Below are 17,225 nucleotides of genomic sequence, written 5' to 3'. Positions count from 1 at the left end.
GCGCTACGCCAGTTCCCGCTTTGGCAGATAGACCCGGTCCCCCGGTTGCAGAGCACCGGGATCACCGATATGGCCCAGGTTGAGCTCCACCACTTCCGCGACATCGTGTCCCCGGCTGATGGCGATGCCTCCCAGCGACAGGTGTGACTCAACCTCGACCCAGTCATGGCCTCGGTGCTCAAGCTCCAGATTGAAACGGGCTCTCTCATTGCCACCAAGAGGTTCTAACATAGGGCCTTCATCTTCGTGGCCATTTTCATCATCACTCGGAGGCCCTACCATGGGTGCCTCATCCACTTCCTGGTCATTCTCTTCATCATTCGGAGGTTCTACCGTAGGTGCCTCATCCACTTCCTGATCATTCTCATCATCATTCGAAGGATCTACCGTAGGTGCCTCATCCACTTCTTGGTCATTCTCATCATCACTCGGAGGTTCTACCGTAGGAGCTTCATCCACATCAGGGTCATCTTCTTTTTCGTTTCTTGAGTTGCTCCAAGCCACTGCAGCAGATGACGCTGCAAAAAAACCTAATCCAATTCCGTAGGTAAGGGGCGTGGTAAGAGTTGGCTTCAGCTTCGACTCACTTTTCTGTGATGATGCTTCAGACTCACCATTCATCCTAGGCAATGTCGAATTTTCTTGAGGAAGTTTCGTCGAAGACGACGTTACTGGCCAAAGCTTCGTGATAATTGGCTTGACACCTTTCTGCCATGTAGCACTCCCCTGCACCCACAAGAGTGCCGACCCAGCAACAAACAGGCCTCCTCCAGCAGCTCCCGTGGCATCAACGAATGCACCATGATCTCCCCCCCTGAGGCTCGATGCTGTATAGGGAACACTTCCAGCGAAATATAACGGGAGTGCGACATCATCCGCGTAGGGTGCAAATGGCCTCCCTGTCGTAGCCTCAACGTAATTTTTAATTATATATGCCAAATGACCCGCGCTATAGGGAAGATTTATATCGACATTACTACCCTGCATCACTGCGTTCGCAGAGCCAGGAAGATTCACCGACAGCGTACAGAACTCCAGCCCACGAAGCACGCGACCCCAGAATTGATCCACCTTAGTGTGATTGGGAAGGCGCGATCTCGCAATCAAGCTGGCACCACGCGCCGCGAAGGCGATGGCATCCGCGAGCGGATGAGTGGAAAGGGAAGCACCCGCAGCACCAGCAACACCAAGAATTGAGCCGATAACCTTCTCAGATCGACTTTTCCTTTGAGGTGTCTCACTACTTCCTTGCGACCGATACTGCTGACTTTCAATAGTTGCTGGTGGCACTTGTTGTTCGGATGTGTTCTTCTGGGTCGTCTCCGAAAACTGTGTGATATGACTGGGCTTCTCGGCCGTTGGCGGTGACTGTGGATTATGCGCCGACAGTTTCGACGCCATACTCCATAGACCTTTGCCACTATAGAGGGCGAAGGGCAGGCCCTCGCCTCTGCGGAAGCGCTCGCGGATCTGGCTAGCCGACAACTCGCTGACCACCGCGTGGATCCGGCCATGGCGGTTGGCGACATTGACCTCCCGGCCGGCCGGCCACCGGAAGTGACCGCCATCGTCCACCACTCCACTACGAGGCACCGTCCCACGCTGCAGCGTGAAGGTACCGGTATCCAACTCGGGGGTGCGAATCAGGTGAACGTAATGCCCCGGCGGCAACGCGCCATCGTTCGATGCCCGATTCAGTGCCTCGATGTCCTCGAGGCGATAGACACGAGCACGGCCTTCGGTTTCCGGCGATAGCGACCGAACGCGCGGTGCCGCCTGGGTCGAGGATGCCTCGGTCAGCCGCTGCTGTGTCTCGACGGCGTGATCGGCCATTCGCGTCTGGGTGTCAATCGCCGGTCTGGCAAGCCGGGCCGCGATGGCTTCGATATGCTGAGGATTGATGCCGTCTCCTTGATCGGGCACGTGGCCTTCCGCGGCACCGCGGATCCACGGCATGAGCACCCTTTCGTCGGTTTCCGGGTCGCGGATCAGGATATGCGTCTTGTCCGCCACAACCGAAGAGTCGCCGCGCTCCGCCTGAGCCCCCTCCGGTTGCACGTAGATATGTTCTTCGGACTCGGGATAGGCCCCGTATACCCGATCCGCGATCGTCTCGCCCGTCGCTTCGCTGAAGTAGCGGCGAGGCCGGGCAGCCGGCACCGGAGAGGCACTGATCTCCCCGAAAGCGGGATTGCGCACGAACTCGCCGACGAAGTTGCCCTTTGGGTCCACCTGACGCCAGCCCAGCACCTCGTTCCATGAGATGCTGCCGTCGACGGCCATTTCGTTCTCTTGCCTTATGTGGTCGCTGACGGGATGCCCCAGGGCCTCGATTTCTCCGGGAACGTGGAGGCGCTTGTTACTCGGATTGAGGATGTAGACGAACGTGTGCCTCTGATCCTTCGCCGCCTTGGACACCTGCGAGACAAAGGCCTTGACGCCCTCGACCGAACCGCTGGTGCCGACGAAGCGGCCACGCGTATTGGCAAGCACATAGTTGCTTAGGCTGATGCCCTTGGGATCATCCACCCAGATCCCCGTCGGCTCACGGGGATGGAAGCCGCCCGCGGCCTCGATATCCTGTGGAGAGCGCGTATCCGCCCGGAAGACGTAGGGGCCCATATTGCCTCGCGACCTGCCGCCGTGAGGGGGATGGTTGGCCGCGGTAGGCGTGGGGGACTCCCCTCCTAAACTGGCCTGCAACGCTGCGGTATCGATGGCCTCCGAGCCGGCACGCATGTGCGCCGTCGGATAAAGCCTGGTCGTCGTGGAAAACTCCCCGGACGTACTCCAAGGGGTAGAAGTGCGGTTGAGTTCCGGTAAGGCGGGGGGCGCTTGCTCCCTCGCCCCCCCCTGATTCGGCCACGACGCCCGCAGCCCCTGGTACCCCATCCCGGTCCCGAAGATACCGCTGGCCACCCCCATGACTGCATCGTGCCGCTCGAGGCTCGACATCTCCTCCCAATGCGCAGCGATATTGTAGCTGGAGTAGCCCAGCAGCGGTGCACCGATCCCCATCGCCCCCACGTCCGCCCAGCGGGCCGCCGAGAAAGCCCCCCCCGGCTGCGAGAGCATCTGTGATGCCTGGTGGTATTCCGGCGCGTAGCGGGCATGATTCGGATCCAGTCGACGGGCGTTAAACGCCCCGATGCTGGTGCGTGCCGCCACCGTGCTGTCCACCCCGCGCGCCGTCATCGCGGCGAAGCGCAGCCCGCTCGACACCATCGGCAATACGGAAGTCGCCAGCATGGCGCCTTCCATCACGCCTTCCCCACTCGCCCAGGAGCGGCCATGCCGTTGCATGCTGGCCAGATTATCGATGCTGCGTGCGGCAAAGTAAGCCCCCCCTGCGAAGGCGATGGGAGCAGCGACCGGCGCCAGCAGCGGCACGAAGGCGGCTACCGTCGCGATGCTGGTGCCGATGCCGACTATCGGGTCCAGCCACTCTTCGGTGAAGCTCTTCTCGCGGGCCTGTTGCCATTCGTATTGGATGTCGCCGCTGATATCGGCGATCTCCGCGAGATTCTCCGGCACATAGACCTGGCCGTCCTCGGACAGGTAGTTGTTGTATTGGAAATCGGCGAAGTTGTGGTACCGGCTGCCGCTGTCATCGATGAGCCAGGGGTGGGTATCGTCTTCGCCCATCCGGAACAGGGCCGTGTCGTGGTAGGCACCATCTTCCTGGTACAGAATGGGGATGATCTCGACCTCATCTCCATCGTCACCGAGGTCCCGTATCTGATCGGCCACCGGGTCGATCAGCTCGGCATCATCCGTGCCGAACACTTCGCCCAGGCTCTCCTCCAGCTTCTCATCGATGGCGATGATGCGCCCTTCCGACAGATTTTCGGACGTGGCCTCGACACGCGCATCATCGGCCTCCTGATCCTTGAATACCGTGACGATCTCGGGCCAGTTATCCGGATCGAGGCGATGCGTCTCCTCCTGTTCCAGCAGGTGCGCGTTGAACCGACTGGCTCTCTCGATATTTCGCCGATGGTCGGCATTCGCCTCCAGGGCGTCCCGCAGATCAGTCCCCTCATCTTCCAGGGCAGCCAGCTCATCGGATAGCTCCAGTTCCGGATGCCTTTCCGACCAGCCGGGATCATTCTCCATCGAAGAGATGCCCGCTTCCCCGAGGCCAATCTGGGTAAGCAGGCGTGCCTCACGACTGTCGGTGAGGGCCTGCTGGGCCTGGAGATAACCACCCTCCAGCTCGAGGTAGGCGTCCTCCCACTGCCAGGATGCCGCCGGCCCCGGTCCTTCTGATGCCGGTGCGGCCGAGGTGCCGCCGTCGAGCAGTTGCCAGGTCGACGGCTGGGCGGCACGATAGGCTTCCATTCGGGCGTGCCACTCACTCGCCTCGAGAGAGTCGCGCTGCTCCTCGAGCAGCACCAACTCCTCCTGTGCCGCGGCCACTTCGGGATGCACCCAGCGCATCCCCTCCCCCATCTCATCATCGATGATCGGCACCAGCACCGGGTCCACGTCATCGGGCAGGGAATCGGTGAGTTGCTCCGTCCCGCCACGGCCGTACTCCTCGACGGTATCGTCATAGGAAGTCTGGGCTTCCTCCTTGGCCGTCGTGGCCTCTTCCAGGCTGCCTCCGGCGGCCCAGTCCGCCCACTCCTGGTCGAGCCGTTGCTGCGTCTCGCTACGTTCCATTCCCTCGGGGACGTCACCCGGCGCATAGGTCAGCGGGGTTTCCAGGGTGTGGTTCTCGTAGATGATCGTCAGATGGAGCTGGCCGTCTTGCACAGTGACATTGACGTCGTTCTCGCTGAACCGCCCGGCAGACTGCATGCGTCCTTCTCCCCGAGGGTCGCGGCTCGCATCATAGTAGCGATAGTTGTCGCCGAAACGATCCGGGTGCTGTTCCCGATAGGCCTCGAGTACCGCCTCCTCGAGACGCGAATACTCCGCGAGCCGCTCCTCGGCGTCGTTCAATACCTCGTGGGCCGCCGCCACCTCCGGGTGCACATACCAGGTCTCACCGTCGTCTCGCTCGATCGGTACCGTGGCCTCACCGTCAGACACCAGCGAGCCTTCCCCGAGCCGCTCCTCCAGATCGTCAAGGGCCTGCTGGGCGGTGGCGATCTCGCCATCCTCGCCCTCGAGCCCCGCTCGCTGCTCCGCGAACTGCTCGGCGAGCATCTCCTGGTAGGCTTCCCTCGCCTCGTTATAGCTCTCCGTGACATCGATCAGGCCATCTTCCGAGCTGTCCCGATCCGCTTTCCAGCGCGCCCAGTCCTCATCAACCTGTTGTTGTGCGTCAGTACGACCGCCTCCCCCTGGGCCATGGGTCAGTTGGATTTCTACCTCCTCGGAGGCATAGGTATTCACCAGATAAAGCTGCCCGTCCCGCTCGATGACGTCCTGTTCCAATAACTCCCCGGTATTCTTGTCTCGGGTGGTTCGTCCCCCTCGCCCTTGGGACGTCACTTCATATTCGTATCCCTCCGCCTCGAAATAGTGCGGATTCTCTTCACGTTCGGCATCGAGGGCGCTTTGCCGGATATCATTCAGCTCGAGGGGGTCGCCGCCGCGCATCAGGCTTTCCCACTCCTGGTCGAGATCCCGCGCGGCTTCCTGGCGTCCCCTCGGCGCATCGCCCGGGGCGTAGGTGAGCTGGACCTCCTCCTCCTCGTCCATGTTCTCGTAGGTGTTGACCAGGTAGAGCTGCCCGTCCCGCTCGATGATCTCCTGGTTCTCCAGCTCCCCCGTATGCTCCGTCTTCGAGCCTGCCCGACCACGACTCACGGTATACTCATAGCCATCTTCATCGAAATACCGTGAGTACTCCTCGTCTTCCTCGTAGAGCGCGAGAAGGCGTTCCTCGATATCCTCCGCTTCTTCCTGAAGCGCCTGCCATTCCCGCTCCGCGTCGAGATAATCGATCCAGGAATTGACGTCCTCCAGCCGCTCTTGCGTCTCTTCCAGTGAGTCCTCAGGCTCCGGCAGTTCCCAGCGGACGCCATGAGCCTCGCCCGCGGCGTTGAGGCGCTCGAGAGCAGCGCTCCAGGCGTCCTTGTGCTCCGGCTCGAGGGCGTAGACATCCAGCTGCAACTGCCGTTGCATGACGGCCGCCAGTGCCTCGTCACGGGCGCGACGTGCGGCCTCCTCCGCCTCGACCGCCTCGACCAGCTCGGCGTCTACCCAGACCCACACCCCGTTGCGCCGCACGGCCTCCCAGTCACCGCCGGAAGGAGCCTCTTCATCGGGTGGCGTACCCGGGTCGTCGCCGGACGCATCGGAGGCGGGCTTGATGACGTCGTCCTCGTCGCCCTCGTCGCCCTCGTCCCCGATGATCTCGTCGATGGCGGCTTGCGTCTCCTCCTCCAATCCGGCGAGCTCGTCTTCCAGCTCCTCGATGCGGGACAGCTCCTCGCTACCCAGCAGGATACTTTCGAGAATTCCCTGGAGAGCCTGTTTTTCATCCGAATCGCCGTCCAGCCCCATCAGCAGCTCGGTGAGCGATTCCTCCTGGGTCGCGGGTTCGATGTCGACTTCCAGGCCATCCTCATCACGCCGCAGTGTCATGCTCCCATCCGGCGAGGTGGTCAGGGTATAGCCATTGTCGGTCACCTCGACCGTGGTCTGCGTGGCACCCTCGATGACCACCGTTTCGCCTTCGTGGATGACATTGGGGTCGCGAGGCGAATCGAAGAGTTCGGGGTTACTCTCCTCGAGTTCCTCCAGTGTCACACCGTGGCGTTCGGCAATGGCGATCAGATAGTCGCCATCCTGAACTTCATACTCGATGGCCTCTCCATTGTTCTCCGCCACCGTGGTCGTCCTGGTTTCACGCCCATCGGCGTCGATCACGGTTTCGATCACCGTGCCGTTGCCATATTCGGTCCGGTTGACCTCGTTGCCCTCGGCGTCGATATAGATCGAAGAGGTTCCGGTACCTCGCCCGGAGCTGTAACTCGCGATCACCTCCTCATCATCTTCTGCATCGACGATGCTGGTGGTGTATTGCTCCCCGCCATTGGCCAGCTCATCGGTCTCGAACTCGACCTCATAGCCGGCCGCCGCGAGCTGGGCGATCACCTGCTCGCGAGTGAGCCCCCGCTCCTCGGCAATCTGGTCGAGGCCCTTGCCCTCGGCGACGTCCTCGGCGATCCCGTCGATCCCCTCCCGGGTCGTCTCCTGGCCCTCTTCCAACGTCGTGCGATTGCCCTCGTCATCGACGACGACCGTGAGGGTGTCACCGTTCGCATCGGTGAACTCTTCGACCACCACACCACTCGGCAGCTCGGTCACCTCATACTCGGCCAGGGGGTCGTCGGTTTCCGGGTCGGTGATGGTCGTGATGCGTCCCGCCTCTCCGTCGGCCTCCGTCGTCTCGACCTCCAGCCCGGCGGCTTCCAGCTGTTCGATCAGTTCCTGCCGACTCAGCCCCTGCTCCTCGGCGATCTCATCGATGCTTTGACCGTCGGCGACCCCTTCGACGATCTCCTCTGCCGCCTCCGCGGCGGCATCCTCGTCGGCCTCGATATTGTCCACTGGCTCGGCCGTATGCACGCGCTGGTAGAGGGGCTCATTGCCATCCGGGGCGTAGCTATCGGGAATGAGATAGGGATCGTCCTGGTTCAGGCTCAGGTCCAGGTCCAGGTCCAGGTCCAGGTTCATCATCTCCAGATATTCCGGCGAATAGACGCCATAGCCCGGTAAAGGCGTGCTGTTCGTGGCCTGAACTGGATGGAAGGTCGTATTGCCGCCGTTCCACTGCACCGGGGTCGTCACTTGCGGCGAGGAGTATTGGGGTGGGTTCGGCGGAGGCGGGGGTGGCTTGGCGACAGCCCTTGCGACGGCCTTGGCGAAAAAGGCCGCGTTGCCGGCGAGGGCGAGTTTCGGGCTCAAGCGCAATATCGCGGGTATTCTGGCCATGGCTCTCTCCGTGCCTTACCGATATCTCCCTGATGGCCCGTTCCCTCGATACCCTCGCCACAGGAAGAGATCACCGAATCGATGCGAACCGATATTCATCGACGATGCGGCACTACCCGGCCACATCATGCGCGGCAGTATGTTCACCCAGCGTTGCTGTTTTCCTGCCCTTGTCGAACAGCGCCAAGCCATTCGACCGATCCAAGTCAGACGCTCGAATCTGCCTCTCGAGGCACCGGAACACAACAAGAACAATGTGGCAGCTTACCGATACTCATTACCCGATAAGATCATGATAGTTGCGCAGAGAGAAAGTGCAACTCACCTGAAATAAAAACCGGAGGAGAAATGTTACACAACACAGAATTAAGGTTTTATATTGTGACCGCCAGCCATCACTCATAATGAAACGTTATGATGCAGCACTTATGAACGATCGCTATCGAAATAGCAATATTGCAGAAATAATTTTAACCAACGATACGATCAATGGCACACTTATATCCATCGGAATCTCATTCTCTTATCCCAACCGATTTTCGGCTTCTGAAAGATACTCGACAGCACTCATCCACTGGTGCTAAGCCAACTCACTCTTGGGCAGATATACTCGATCCCCAGGGTGAAGAGTACCGGGATCACTGATATGTCCCAGGTTAAGCTCCACCACTTCCGCGATATCGCGTCCCCGGCGGATGGCGATGCCGCCCAGTGACAGGTGTGACTCAGCCTCGACCCAGTCATGCCCTTGATCCTCAAGTGCAGGGTTAGTACGCCGCCCCCCTGCCTCAACATTCTCAGAACTGGAGTAGTGCTCGAAACTGCCTGAGGACAATGCAGAAACTTGAGGATAAAGTCCTTCCCAACTCGATTCTAGCTGATCTGGCAACGGTGAAGGCGACAGAGTAGACTCCGGTGTCGAAGACGGTGAAGCCTCGGCGGGCTCGGGAGTTGGTCTCGGCGAAGGGCTCGGCTCTACTGACGGCAGTGGAGATTGGATACTGCCAGATTCCGACTCCTCGTCCTCCGTCTCATCCGATCCGGAATTGGACTGATCTGCGGAGTCGCTTATCAAGCGTTCTAACACGGGCAAACTAGAGTAGGCAGTCATCATCGGAACACCAAAGAAGAGTGCGAAGTCACGATCCGCCGTCGAGGGGAATTTCAATCGCTTCCACAATGGCAACTGATCCCAATTTAACACTTCATCCAACACTCTCGCGTCCATTTCTCTAATTCCATGAGTCAATCTATTTTTTATTTTCTCCTTAACCAATTTAGCCATATGAGCATCTCTAAGCAAGAGAAGCGACCCGAGTGTAAACATCCCTCCGCCGACTACCCCTAGCAGGTTATTGAAGTCTGTAAGGGTTGCCATTATTTCTCTGATGCCTTGCGAGTCATTAAAAACCGACTGTGTTGCGAGGCCACTACTAACCGCATAAAGGGGAAGCCCTAGATCATCCACCTTAAGCATATCATATTGTTTCTTATGCTTTGCCTCCCACGCGGCAATAACACCTTTCCCCGTAATTGCCTCAAATCCAGCATTCCCCATATATAAAAGATAGGCAATTGTGGTCGGCCAGGTGACCCACCCGCTTTCTCCACCAAGTGCTTTTTCAGCAGTAGGAATTAGATTCATCACAGTGGTGGCAACCTCCAATATTCGAAGGTTCCTACCTAGAGTGGTATCTGCCGCAGTCCTGATCGGGGCTAGCGATCTTCCGAAGAAGCTGGCCCCCCGCAAAAAGGAGGCCGAATAATTCGCCCCCTGGGATATCACCTCCGGGACTATTGAAATGCTCTCCGGCAGCATGAGAGCACTGCCGCCAGCACTCGCAATCGCAATCGTGAGCGCCGTTTTCATCATCGCTTTTGAGTTTCGAGACACATCGGGTGCAGGGGGAGACTCCCTATGGACTTGTATTTCTATTATTTCCGATTGCTCAGGGAGGAGTGCCTCGGCCTTCGGATCCAAAAAGCCTAGATCTCGCAACCGGCCACTATCGATGCTGAATTTCGCCGTAGATTCCGTCCCATCTGAACTCTCAGTAATTCTGGCTGTTCTCTTCATCCTAAGGAAAAGCAAGTCCCAAGACGACTGCCGCCGCAGCTCGTCGAACCCCCTACGTTCCACACCGTGAAGTTGGAAGATAGGACCTTGAGACCCCACCGAGAGTTTAGTGATCGTCCCTTTTCGATCTGCTTCTTTCAGAGCTTTCTGCGTCGCGTACTGCTGGAGTAATGAAGTGTCTATCTGATCGAGCTGGGGTTTCCTGAGAGCATTCCACTGGGCATCCGTGAACGCTGCCAACTTATCAGACGGTAGTTGCCCGAACAGCTTGGGGTCGGCTTGAGCCAGTTCTGAAGGAGAAATACTTTTCAGTTGGGGCTCGGACAGGCTGGGAAGCTGATCAATACCCGGAGTCGTATTCTCAGTCGCTGCGGAAGCCTCCGACTTTTGAGACATTGATGTCGGTTGCGACTCAGGCAATGCTCTGGGCGCCGTATCCGGCGTCGTGCCGTCCACCTTCGGTGAGTTAGACGTTTCCATCGGCTGACGCGGCTGAGTCTGTTGCCATGTATGGAGTGGTGTAACTGAATCGCCATCTTGCGGTGTCGGCTTGTCATTTGACGCCGACGGATTGCGAGTGGAATCGTTCAGCGTTAGGCCATCAGCCCCCCGAAGGGATGTCACGGGGCGATATTCATCAAAAGGCAGCCCTCCTTGGGCCTTTCGTATATCGGCTGCTGTCAGTGTCGTTACAACTGCATAGACATCTTGGTTGGATTGGACATGGTGGATCCGTTTCCCATCTTTGCCTTCATTACGAATCTCGACGACTTGCCGGCCCTCAGCATTGAGCGTCGTTACAGAGATATCATCGGCCTGCCCAGTTCGACCTGCCGGCCATCGAATCTTTCCATCATCTTGTACAACCCCGCTGTACGGCACCTTACCGCCACCCAGAGCGATACCTTCAGCGGATCCTTGTAAACGCACGAAGTGAATGTTGTGTCCAACGGGTACCTGGCCGTCAACTATGGCTTGGCGCAGAGCATCCAGATCACCCAGACGATACAGGTGAGTACGTGGTTTTGCGGCTTGTCCTTCACTATGGGGCCGAATGGTGAAGGTCCCGGGTTCAGGCATGCCCCCCTGCTCCAAAGGAGGGAAGCGCCACGGAACAGGGGGCATTGCTCCGCTCGGAGTATTATCCCCCGGAGCCGCGGCCGAAAGCGATTGAGGGGGAGTTCGCTCCTGCTGGCGACGAACCTGCTCCGTGAACTCTCTCACTACCCTATCTTCGGTAGCGCGCCTCTCGGCGAATTGCTGAGCCGTACTGGTAGTCTCAGACTCGTCGGTAATCGCCCTCCCCGCCTCGACACTGACGTCCTCCGCCACTCGCTCGGCCTGGGGTGTCGAAGGCTCAGGTGTGGGTACATTGTCGTTCGCTCCAGGTGTCGGATCGCGAGGAGCCACTGGAGACTCTCCCATCCTGCCTCCGAGAACATCACCGCCAGCGATTTCGGGGGCAAGAGATGACTGGCGTGACGCTCTCTGACGCACGACTGATTCGGCAAGCCCGATATGGTGATCAATCAATTTTATTAGAGAACTTGGTGTGCTAATCGGTCGAATTACTGAAAAATCATGCAACCATACGCTACCATCGGCATGAATCAAGAACTGGGGATCATCGACTTCGATACCTGACCTGGAATAAAAGTCTCTCATCGCTCGTAGACTTCTCAGACTATTCTCATTGAGAAGGCTGACATCGGTGAGGGATCCAACAGTTCTATTATTACTTCCATAGGACCGGCTTACTATCGTGCGATCATGCGTTGCATAAAAGTCCATCACTCTGGCATCATGAGAAAACTCTCGACTCACACCATTGACATTTACAGCATAAAAAATATCTATCTTCTCATGTACAGGAGCAACATACGGAGCCCCTTTTTCGATAAGTTCCTTGGTGACTTTTTCTTGTTTGTCTATATCATTAAAAATATCTGCTCCCTCTTCATAGGATATAGATCCCGGCAATTGACTTTCATCCGCATACTTGACTACGATGACTTTATCGAACCAGCGGAAAGCCACGCTTGTCGCTCCCATTCCCAACACTTGCCCAAAGTCGTTAACGTCTGGCTCAATGACGCTACGCTCAACCCCCTGCGTCAAGATCCAATCTCCGCTATCCGATAGTGAAACAGATCCCGCCCGATGCTCGGCCAAACCATGTTTAGGGAGAAAAACTTGCCATTTCGATGTGGCATCGAAACTCGGCACGACAACGGGCTTACTTAAAACATCAGACAACCTTTGCGACAACGACATATCCATAGATCTAGTATCTCGGACATCTAGCACAACAGGAACATCTGGCCCTATATCTCCTTCCTCTATATATCCAGAGAGTATAAATTCGTGTGGTGTAAGCTCTTTACCGTCGACCCTAAAGTGGCCATCTCTAATCGCCTCAATTGAGATATCCGCATACGCATAATTATCAAGGTCATTCTGATTAACAATCACACTCTCAAGCGCGTCTTCATAGGTATCGAAACGCTGTTGAGGGATTTCGGATAACTGTGCAGAAATTTCTTGGGGAGATCTGGAAGGAAAGACTTCAGAGATCGTGGGATGCGCCGTACCGGTAAGGCTCAGTGGCGAGTCGCTGGCGATATCGGGAAGCTCCCGCTGTGGGCTGGACCTACGAACGCCTTCAGGAAGCTGTGAAGGTCGCTCGGGATAGGGTGTACCTTCTGGGTGGTAAGCGGCAGAAAGCGGGTCGGGGGCGCCGTTCTGCCCGTCGCGTCGAGAAGCATAGTAGCCGTCATCCGCCTGGCCCTCTGTGGTTCCCTCTTCACCTGGGTTGGATAACTGCAACCCTCTAATACTCATGCCGGAGCCATAAACCCCGATGGCAAGGTTCGTCATCGCCTCTGTAAACTCACGACCCGCCATTTGGTGATGATTACGATGTAAATAGGCCGCAGAGTAGAAAGTTTGAGGGACGTCGACGGCCAAAGAGGCAACATCCCACCTCCGCGCCCACCTACCGCCCTGTTTAAGGCTCTCTACGGCGTGCTGGTACACTGGATTATAGCTGAGGGGATTGACCGCGCCGATGCTAGTGCGCGCCGCCGCGGTCATGTTCACACCTTGACCGACCATACCGGTGAAACGCAGGGAGCTCGCTACCATGGGCAACGCAGCCGAGGCAATCGAGGCGTAATTCATCAACGATTCCGTATCGTACCAGTCGCCGCCATGCCCAATATGGTGCCACTGGTTGTAAGCAGAACGTGCACCGATATAGATTCCTCCAACAATTGCCAGGGGAACCGCAATCGGAGCAGCACCAGGGATAAAAGAAGCCCCTGTGGCTGCCATGGTGGTGTAGTTGACCGCATAGTCGAGCGTCGTATCGGGGCCCCGCACATCCACCACCTTGAGAGGAATGGAACCATCTCGGCCCGGTGTCATCTCGAGGTCGGCTGGCGCCACCAACCTGCCATTTCCGTTGAGCTGCCGGTTGTGCTTGCGGAAATCCTCGAGATCTCTGAAGTCCCTGCCGGTGGCATCGACATAGCGCGTATCGCCATCACCATCCTTGACCGCCACCAGGGTGATTGTCGCCATACTCCCATCCAGGCCCACGTAGGAGAGCGGCACGGCCCTGACCTCGGGATTGTCACCTCCGTGATCGCGGATCTGCTCCAGCACCTGATCGAGATTTTCGACCCGCCCCCCTGACACGCCAAGCGCTTGCCTCGTCCAGCCCCCCAGCTCACTCTCACCCAACCGCGCGAATTCAGCATTGAAAATGGGACCGTCGAGAAACTCCCGGAAGCGGGGTTGGTAGACATTATCCAAAGTACGCTGCTGATATTCTTCTCCCAAGGCGTCATATCTCGCTCGCTGCCTATACTCCTCCTCCGATTCCCCCAGCTGCCTTGCAGGCTGAGAGGCCTCCTCGGCATACCACTGCGCAGTGCTTTCAGCAACTGCGAGTTGCTCCTCGAGATCCTGCTGTTCTAGATAGGTGTACGCATCTCCCGAGCTCTCAACCCACTGCCACTGCGGGCGGCCCAGTAGATCCCCCTCACCATCGGCCATGACTCTGACCGGCAGGTCAAACTCTCTCAGCGCCTCTATTCCAACCTGCTCATAGCGTTCAGCGACGGGCCCCGGGACCTGAACTCTACCGTCGATCTCGACAAGCTCGTGCTCGGGTAGCGCACCATCCGGCGCTTCGATGCTGAGTGGCCCAAACTCTCCTTCCTGCTCTTCCAACCCGCGAATATCCTTACGCAGTTCTTCTATTCGAGCTTCGCTATGCTCCTCGCCAACTTCGCCCGCGGCCCATTTAGCCTCAACCAAGCGACTTCGCGCATCATGCCACTGTCCAATAAGCTCACCATTGCGATTTTCCTCCCACCAAGCATCCATCTCAGCGCGAGGTGGAGCAACATTCACCGTCTTGGTCGTATTTTCATAGTGGATATCGATCCAAATACTACCATCCGCCGCACTCCACGAATTGTTGAACGAATATCCTTTATACTCTCCCGAGTGCTGGCCGAGCACTCCATCATATCTATAAAAAGTTCCGTCCTCATCCACATACTCCTCTATATACTCATCTATAATATGCTCGCGCACTTCCGCAGCTTCCCGCTTAGCCACATCAACATCATACTGGGCCTCAACTCTTCCCAGGTTCTCCTCGGCATCATCACTTCTGCTTCTCGCCTCCTTTAGGTATCTATTTATATCGTCGATATCGACCCCTTCATAAGCATCTGGATTTCTTTCCACATCCCCTTTAATTAATTCAAGATCAGCAACTTTGAATTCGGCAAGAAATCTAGCTCCTCTAGCACCATGCACATCCGCGCTGGAGAACGTTTCGTTGACCCGAGTATGAGCCACACTATTGTCACCATCAAATTCTCCCGGAGATAAACGCTGGCTAATATCCTCTTGCTCAGAGTTTGCCTCTCCCAGGAGGCGTTCGGATTCCTGAAGCTCTGTTTTTGCTTTACGGGCAAGTTCCAGAACAGCCTCCAGCTCTTCTAACCGTTCCCTGGCTTCATCAGGGCTAAGCTGTGAAACCGGCTGACTCCATCCCCACCCATGGGAGTTCAGTATTTCGTTGATCCTGGCCATACTGCTACGCATGGCCTCTTCGGAGTCAGGGTCAACCGCGTAAAACTCCAGGGTAGCCCGGCGCACCAAGGAAGCATAGATAGCTTCCTGCCATATGATATAAGCCAGGTCACTCGCAAGAACTGCCTCTCGTGCCGCTTCTTGTGCTTCCTTTGAGTCATCCCCTTCCGCAATGATTTCCTCCCACTCTCTTTCACGAGCTCTATATTCCTCCTCCAGTTCATCTGCGCGACTTTTCTCATCTTCATCGCCTCCAAATAACCATGAATCTCTATTAAGCCAAGCGTCTATGAATATTTGAAAAATCTCCCCATCTTCCCCATCCAGATCCGCTGCTTGTATCGCCTCGATCATGGCTTCATCTATATCATCATTTACATCTCCGCTGACCTCTCCATCTTCTATCGCTATCTCATCCCCACTCTCATCATCACGCAGCGTGACATTCCCATCATCATCGGCAATCACGGTACGATCATTACGCGATACTTCCCGCGTCGTTTCTCCATTATCTATGGTCGTTCTTGTTGTCACCCCTTCTTCATCAACAATAATTGTAATGTCTAGCCCACCATCTACCAGAGGCCCCTCTGGACGGGTTGAGTATCTCTCTACTTCCCTACCTTGTGAATTAACAAAATAAGAATGGTGACCATTCCCCCCATTCTCACGACCACGAGGGCCATAGTTGGAAACTGTGCTTTTCCGATCATCGTAGGAAGCTATTATCTCTCCACCACCTCCATCGTCTCCATGCGAATATATTGCCCGATACCGACCGTCCTTTGCTTCACTGTCAGTCACTTTAAATCCAGCCGCCAACAGCTGGGCTATCAGTTGTTCTTCGGTAACTCCCAGTTCATTAGCTATCGCTTCGAGCTCCTTGCCTTCAGAAAATCTCCTGGCAATCTCGTCTACACTTTCCCGGGTCGTGTCCTGGCTCGGATCCAGTTCCGTGCGATTACCATCTTCATCGATGACCGTCGTCGTAGTCTCACCGTCGGCATCGGTGACTTCTTCGACTGTTACGCCATTCGGATCGGTCACAACGGATGTGCTTGTACCACCGGGGTCCGCCTCGTGACTGACGACAAGTTCGCCACTCTCCTCATCGGTGATCCTGGTGGTATTGCTGTAATTCGGCCCTTGCCCTTCCGGTCCCGACTCGACTTCGAAACCGGCCGCCTCGAGCTGGGCAACCACCTGATCAGGGTCCAGTCCCTGCTCGCGGGCGATCTCATCGATGCTTTGGCCGTCGGCCACACCTTCGACGATCTCTTCGACGCCTTCGCGGGTCGTCTCCTGCTCGGGATCGAGCTCGGTGCGGTTACCTTGCTCGTCGATCACCGTCGTCGTGGTTTCACCATCGGCATTCGTGCTCTCCTCGACCACTACGCCATCCGGCTGTTCGGTGAACCTGTATTCGACGACGGTCTCATCCGTTTCGCCATCGACGATTTCGATCGTGCTCTCACTGCCGTCATCGGATTGGGTGGCCTCGACCTCCAAGCCACCCGCCTCGAGCCGGTCGAGAACATCCTGGGGGCTGATGCGGTATTCCTCGGCGACCTGGGCGATGCTCTTGCCCTCGGCGACGTCGTCGACGATGTCCTCTGCCGTGGCCTCCTCGGTCTCGATATTGTCCACCGGATCGACCGTAGGCACGTCCTGGAGGGGATCCTCGCTTCCCGCCGGGGCGTAGCTATCGGGAATGAGATAGGGGTCGTCCTGGTTCACGCTCAGGTCCAGGCTCATCGCCTCCAGATATTCCGACGAATAGACGCCATAACCCGGGAAAGGCGTGCTGTTCGTGGCCTGAACCGGATGGAAGGTCGTATTGCCGCCGTTCCACTGCACCGGGGTCGTCACTTGTGGCGAGGAGTATTGGGGTGGGTTCGGCGGAGGCGGGGGGGGCTTGGCGGCAGCCCTTGCGACGGCCTTGGCAAAAAAGGCCGTATTGCCGGCGAGGGCGAGTTTCGGGCTCAAGCGCAATATCGCGGGTATTCTGGCCATGGCTATCTCCGTGCCTTACCGATCTCTCCCTGATGGCCCTCTCACTCGACATCCTCGCCACAGGAAGAGATCACCGTATCGATACACGCCGATATTCATCGACGATGCGGCCCTTCCCGGCCACATCGTG

2 protein-coding genes are annotated in these 17,225 nt (G+C 57.3%); both read right to left on the bottom strand.

Annotated elements, in window-relative coordinates:
• Positions 1-3 precede the first annotated feature (3 nt).
• Positions 4-7,893 carry a scabin-related ADP-ribosyltransferase gene (locus QLQ85_RS17625; RefSeq protein ID WP_282740202.1) on the bottom strand — a complete coding sequence of 2,630 codons (7,890 nt, stop codon included), beginning with the start codon at positions 7,891-7,893 and terminating at the stop codon, positions 4-6.
• A gap of 580 nt (positions 7,894-8,473) precedes the next feature.
• Positions 8,474-17,095 carry a hypothetical protein gene (locus tag QLQ85_RS17620; RefSeq protein WP_282740201.1) on the bottom strand — a complete coding sequence of 2,874 codons (8,622 nt, stop codon included), beginning with the start codon at positions 17,093-17,095 and terminating at the stop codon, positions 8,474-8,476.
• Positions 17,096-17,225: the final 130 nt, after the last annotated feature.

Origin of the sequence: Halomonas kalidii (assembly GCF_030010475.1) — a bacterium.
Lineage (GTDB): Bacteria > Pseudomonadota > Gammaproteobacteria > Pseudomonadales > Halomonadaceae > Halomonas > Halomonas heilongjiangensis.
Note: the sequence above shows the minus strand (reverse complement) of the source record. Positions and strands in the feature narration are given on the sequence as shown.

Bases quoted from the DNA above. Each gene is read 5' to 3' on its own strand.
- QLQ85_RS17625 (WP_282740202.1), bottom strand. From the start codon at position 7,893: ATGGCCAGAATACCCGCGATATTGCGCTTGAGCCCGAAACTCGCCCTC.
- QLQ85_RS17620 (WP_282740201.1), bottom strand. From the start codon at position 17,095: ATGGCCAGAATACCCGCGATATTGCGCTTGAGCCCGAAACTCGCCCTC.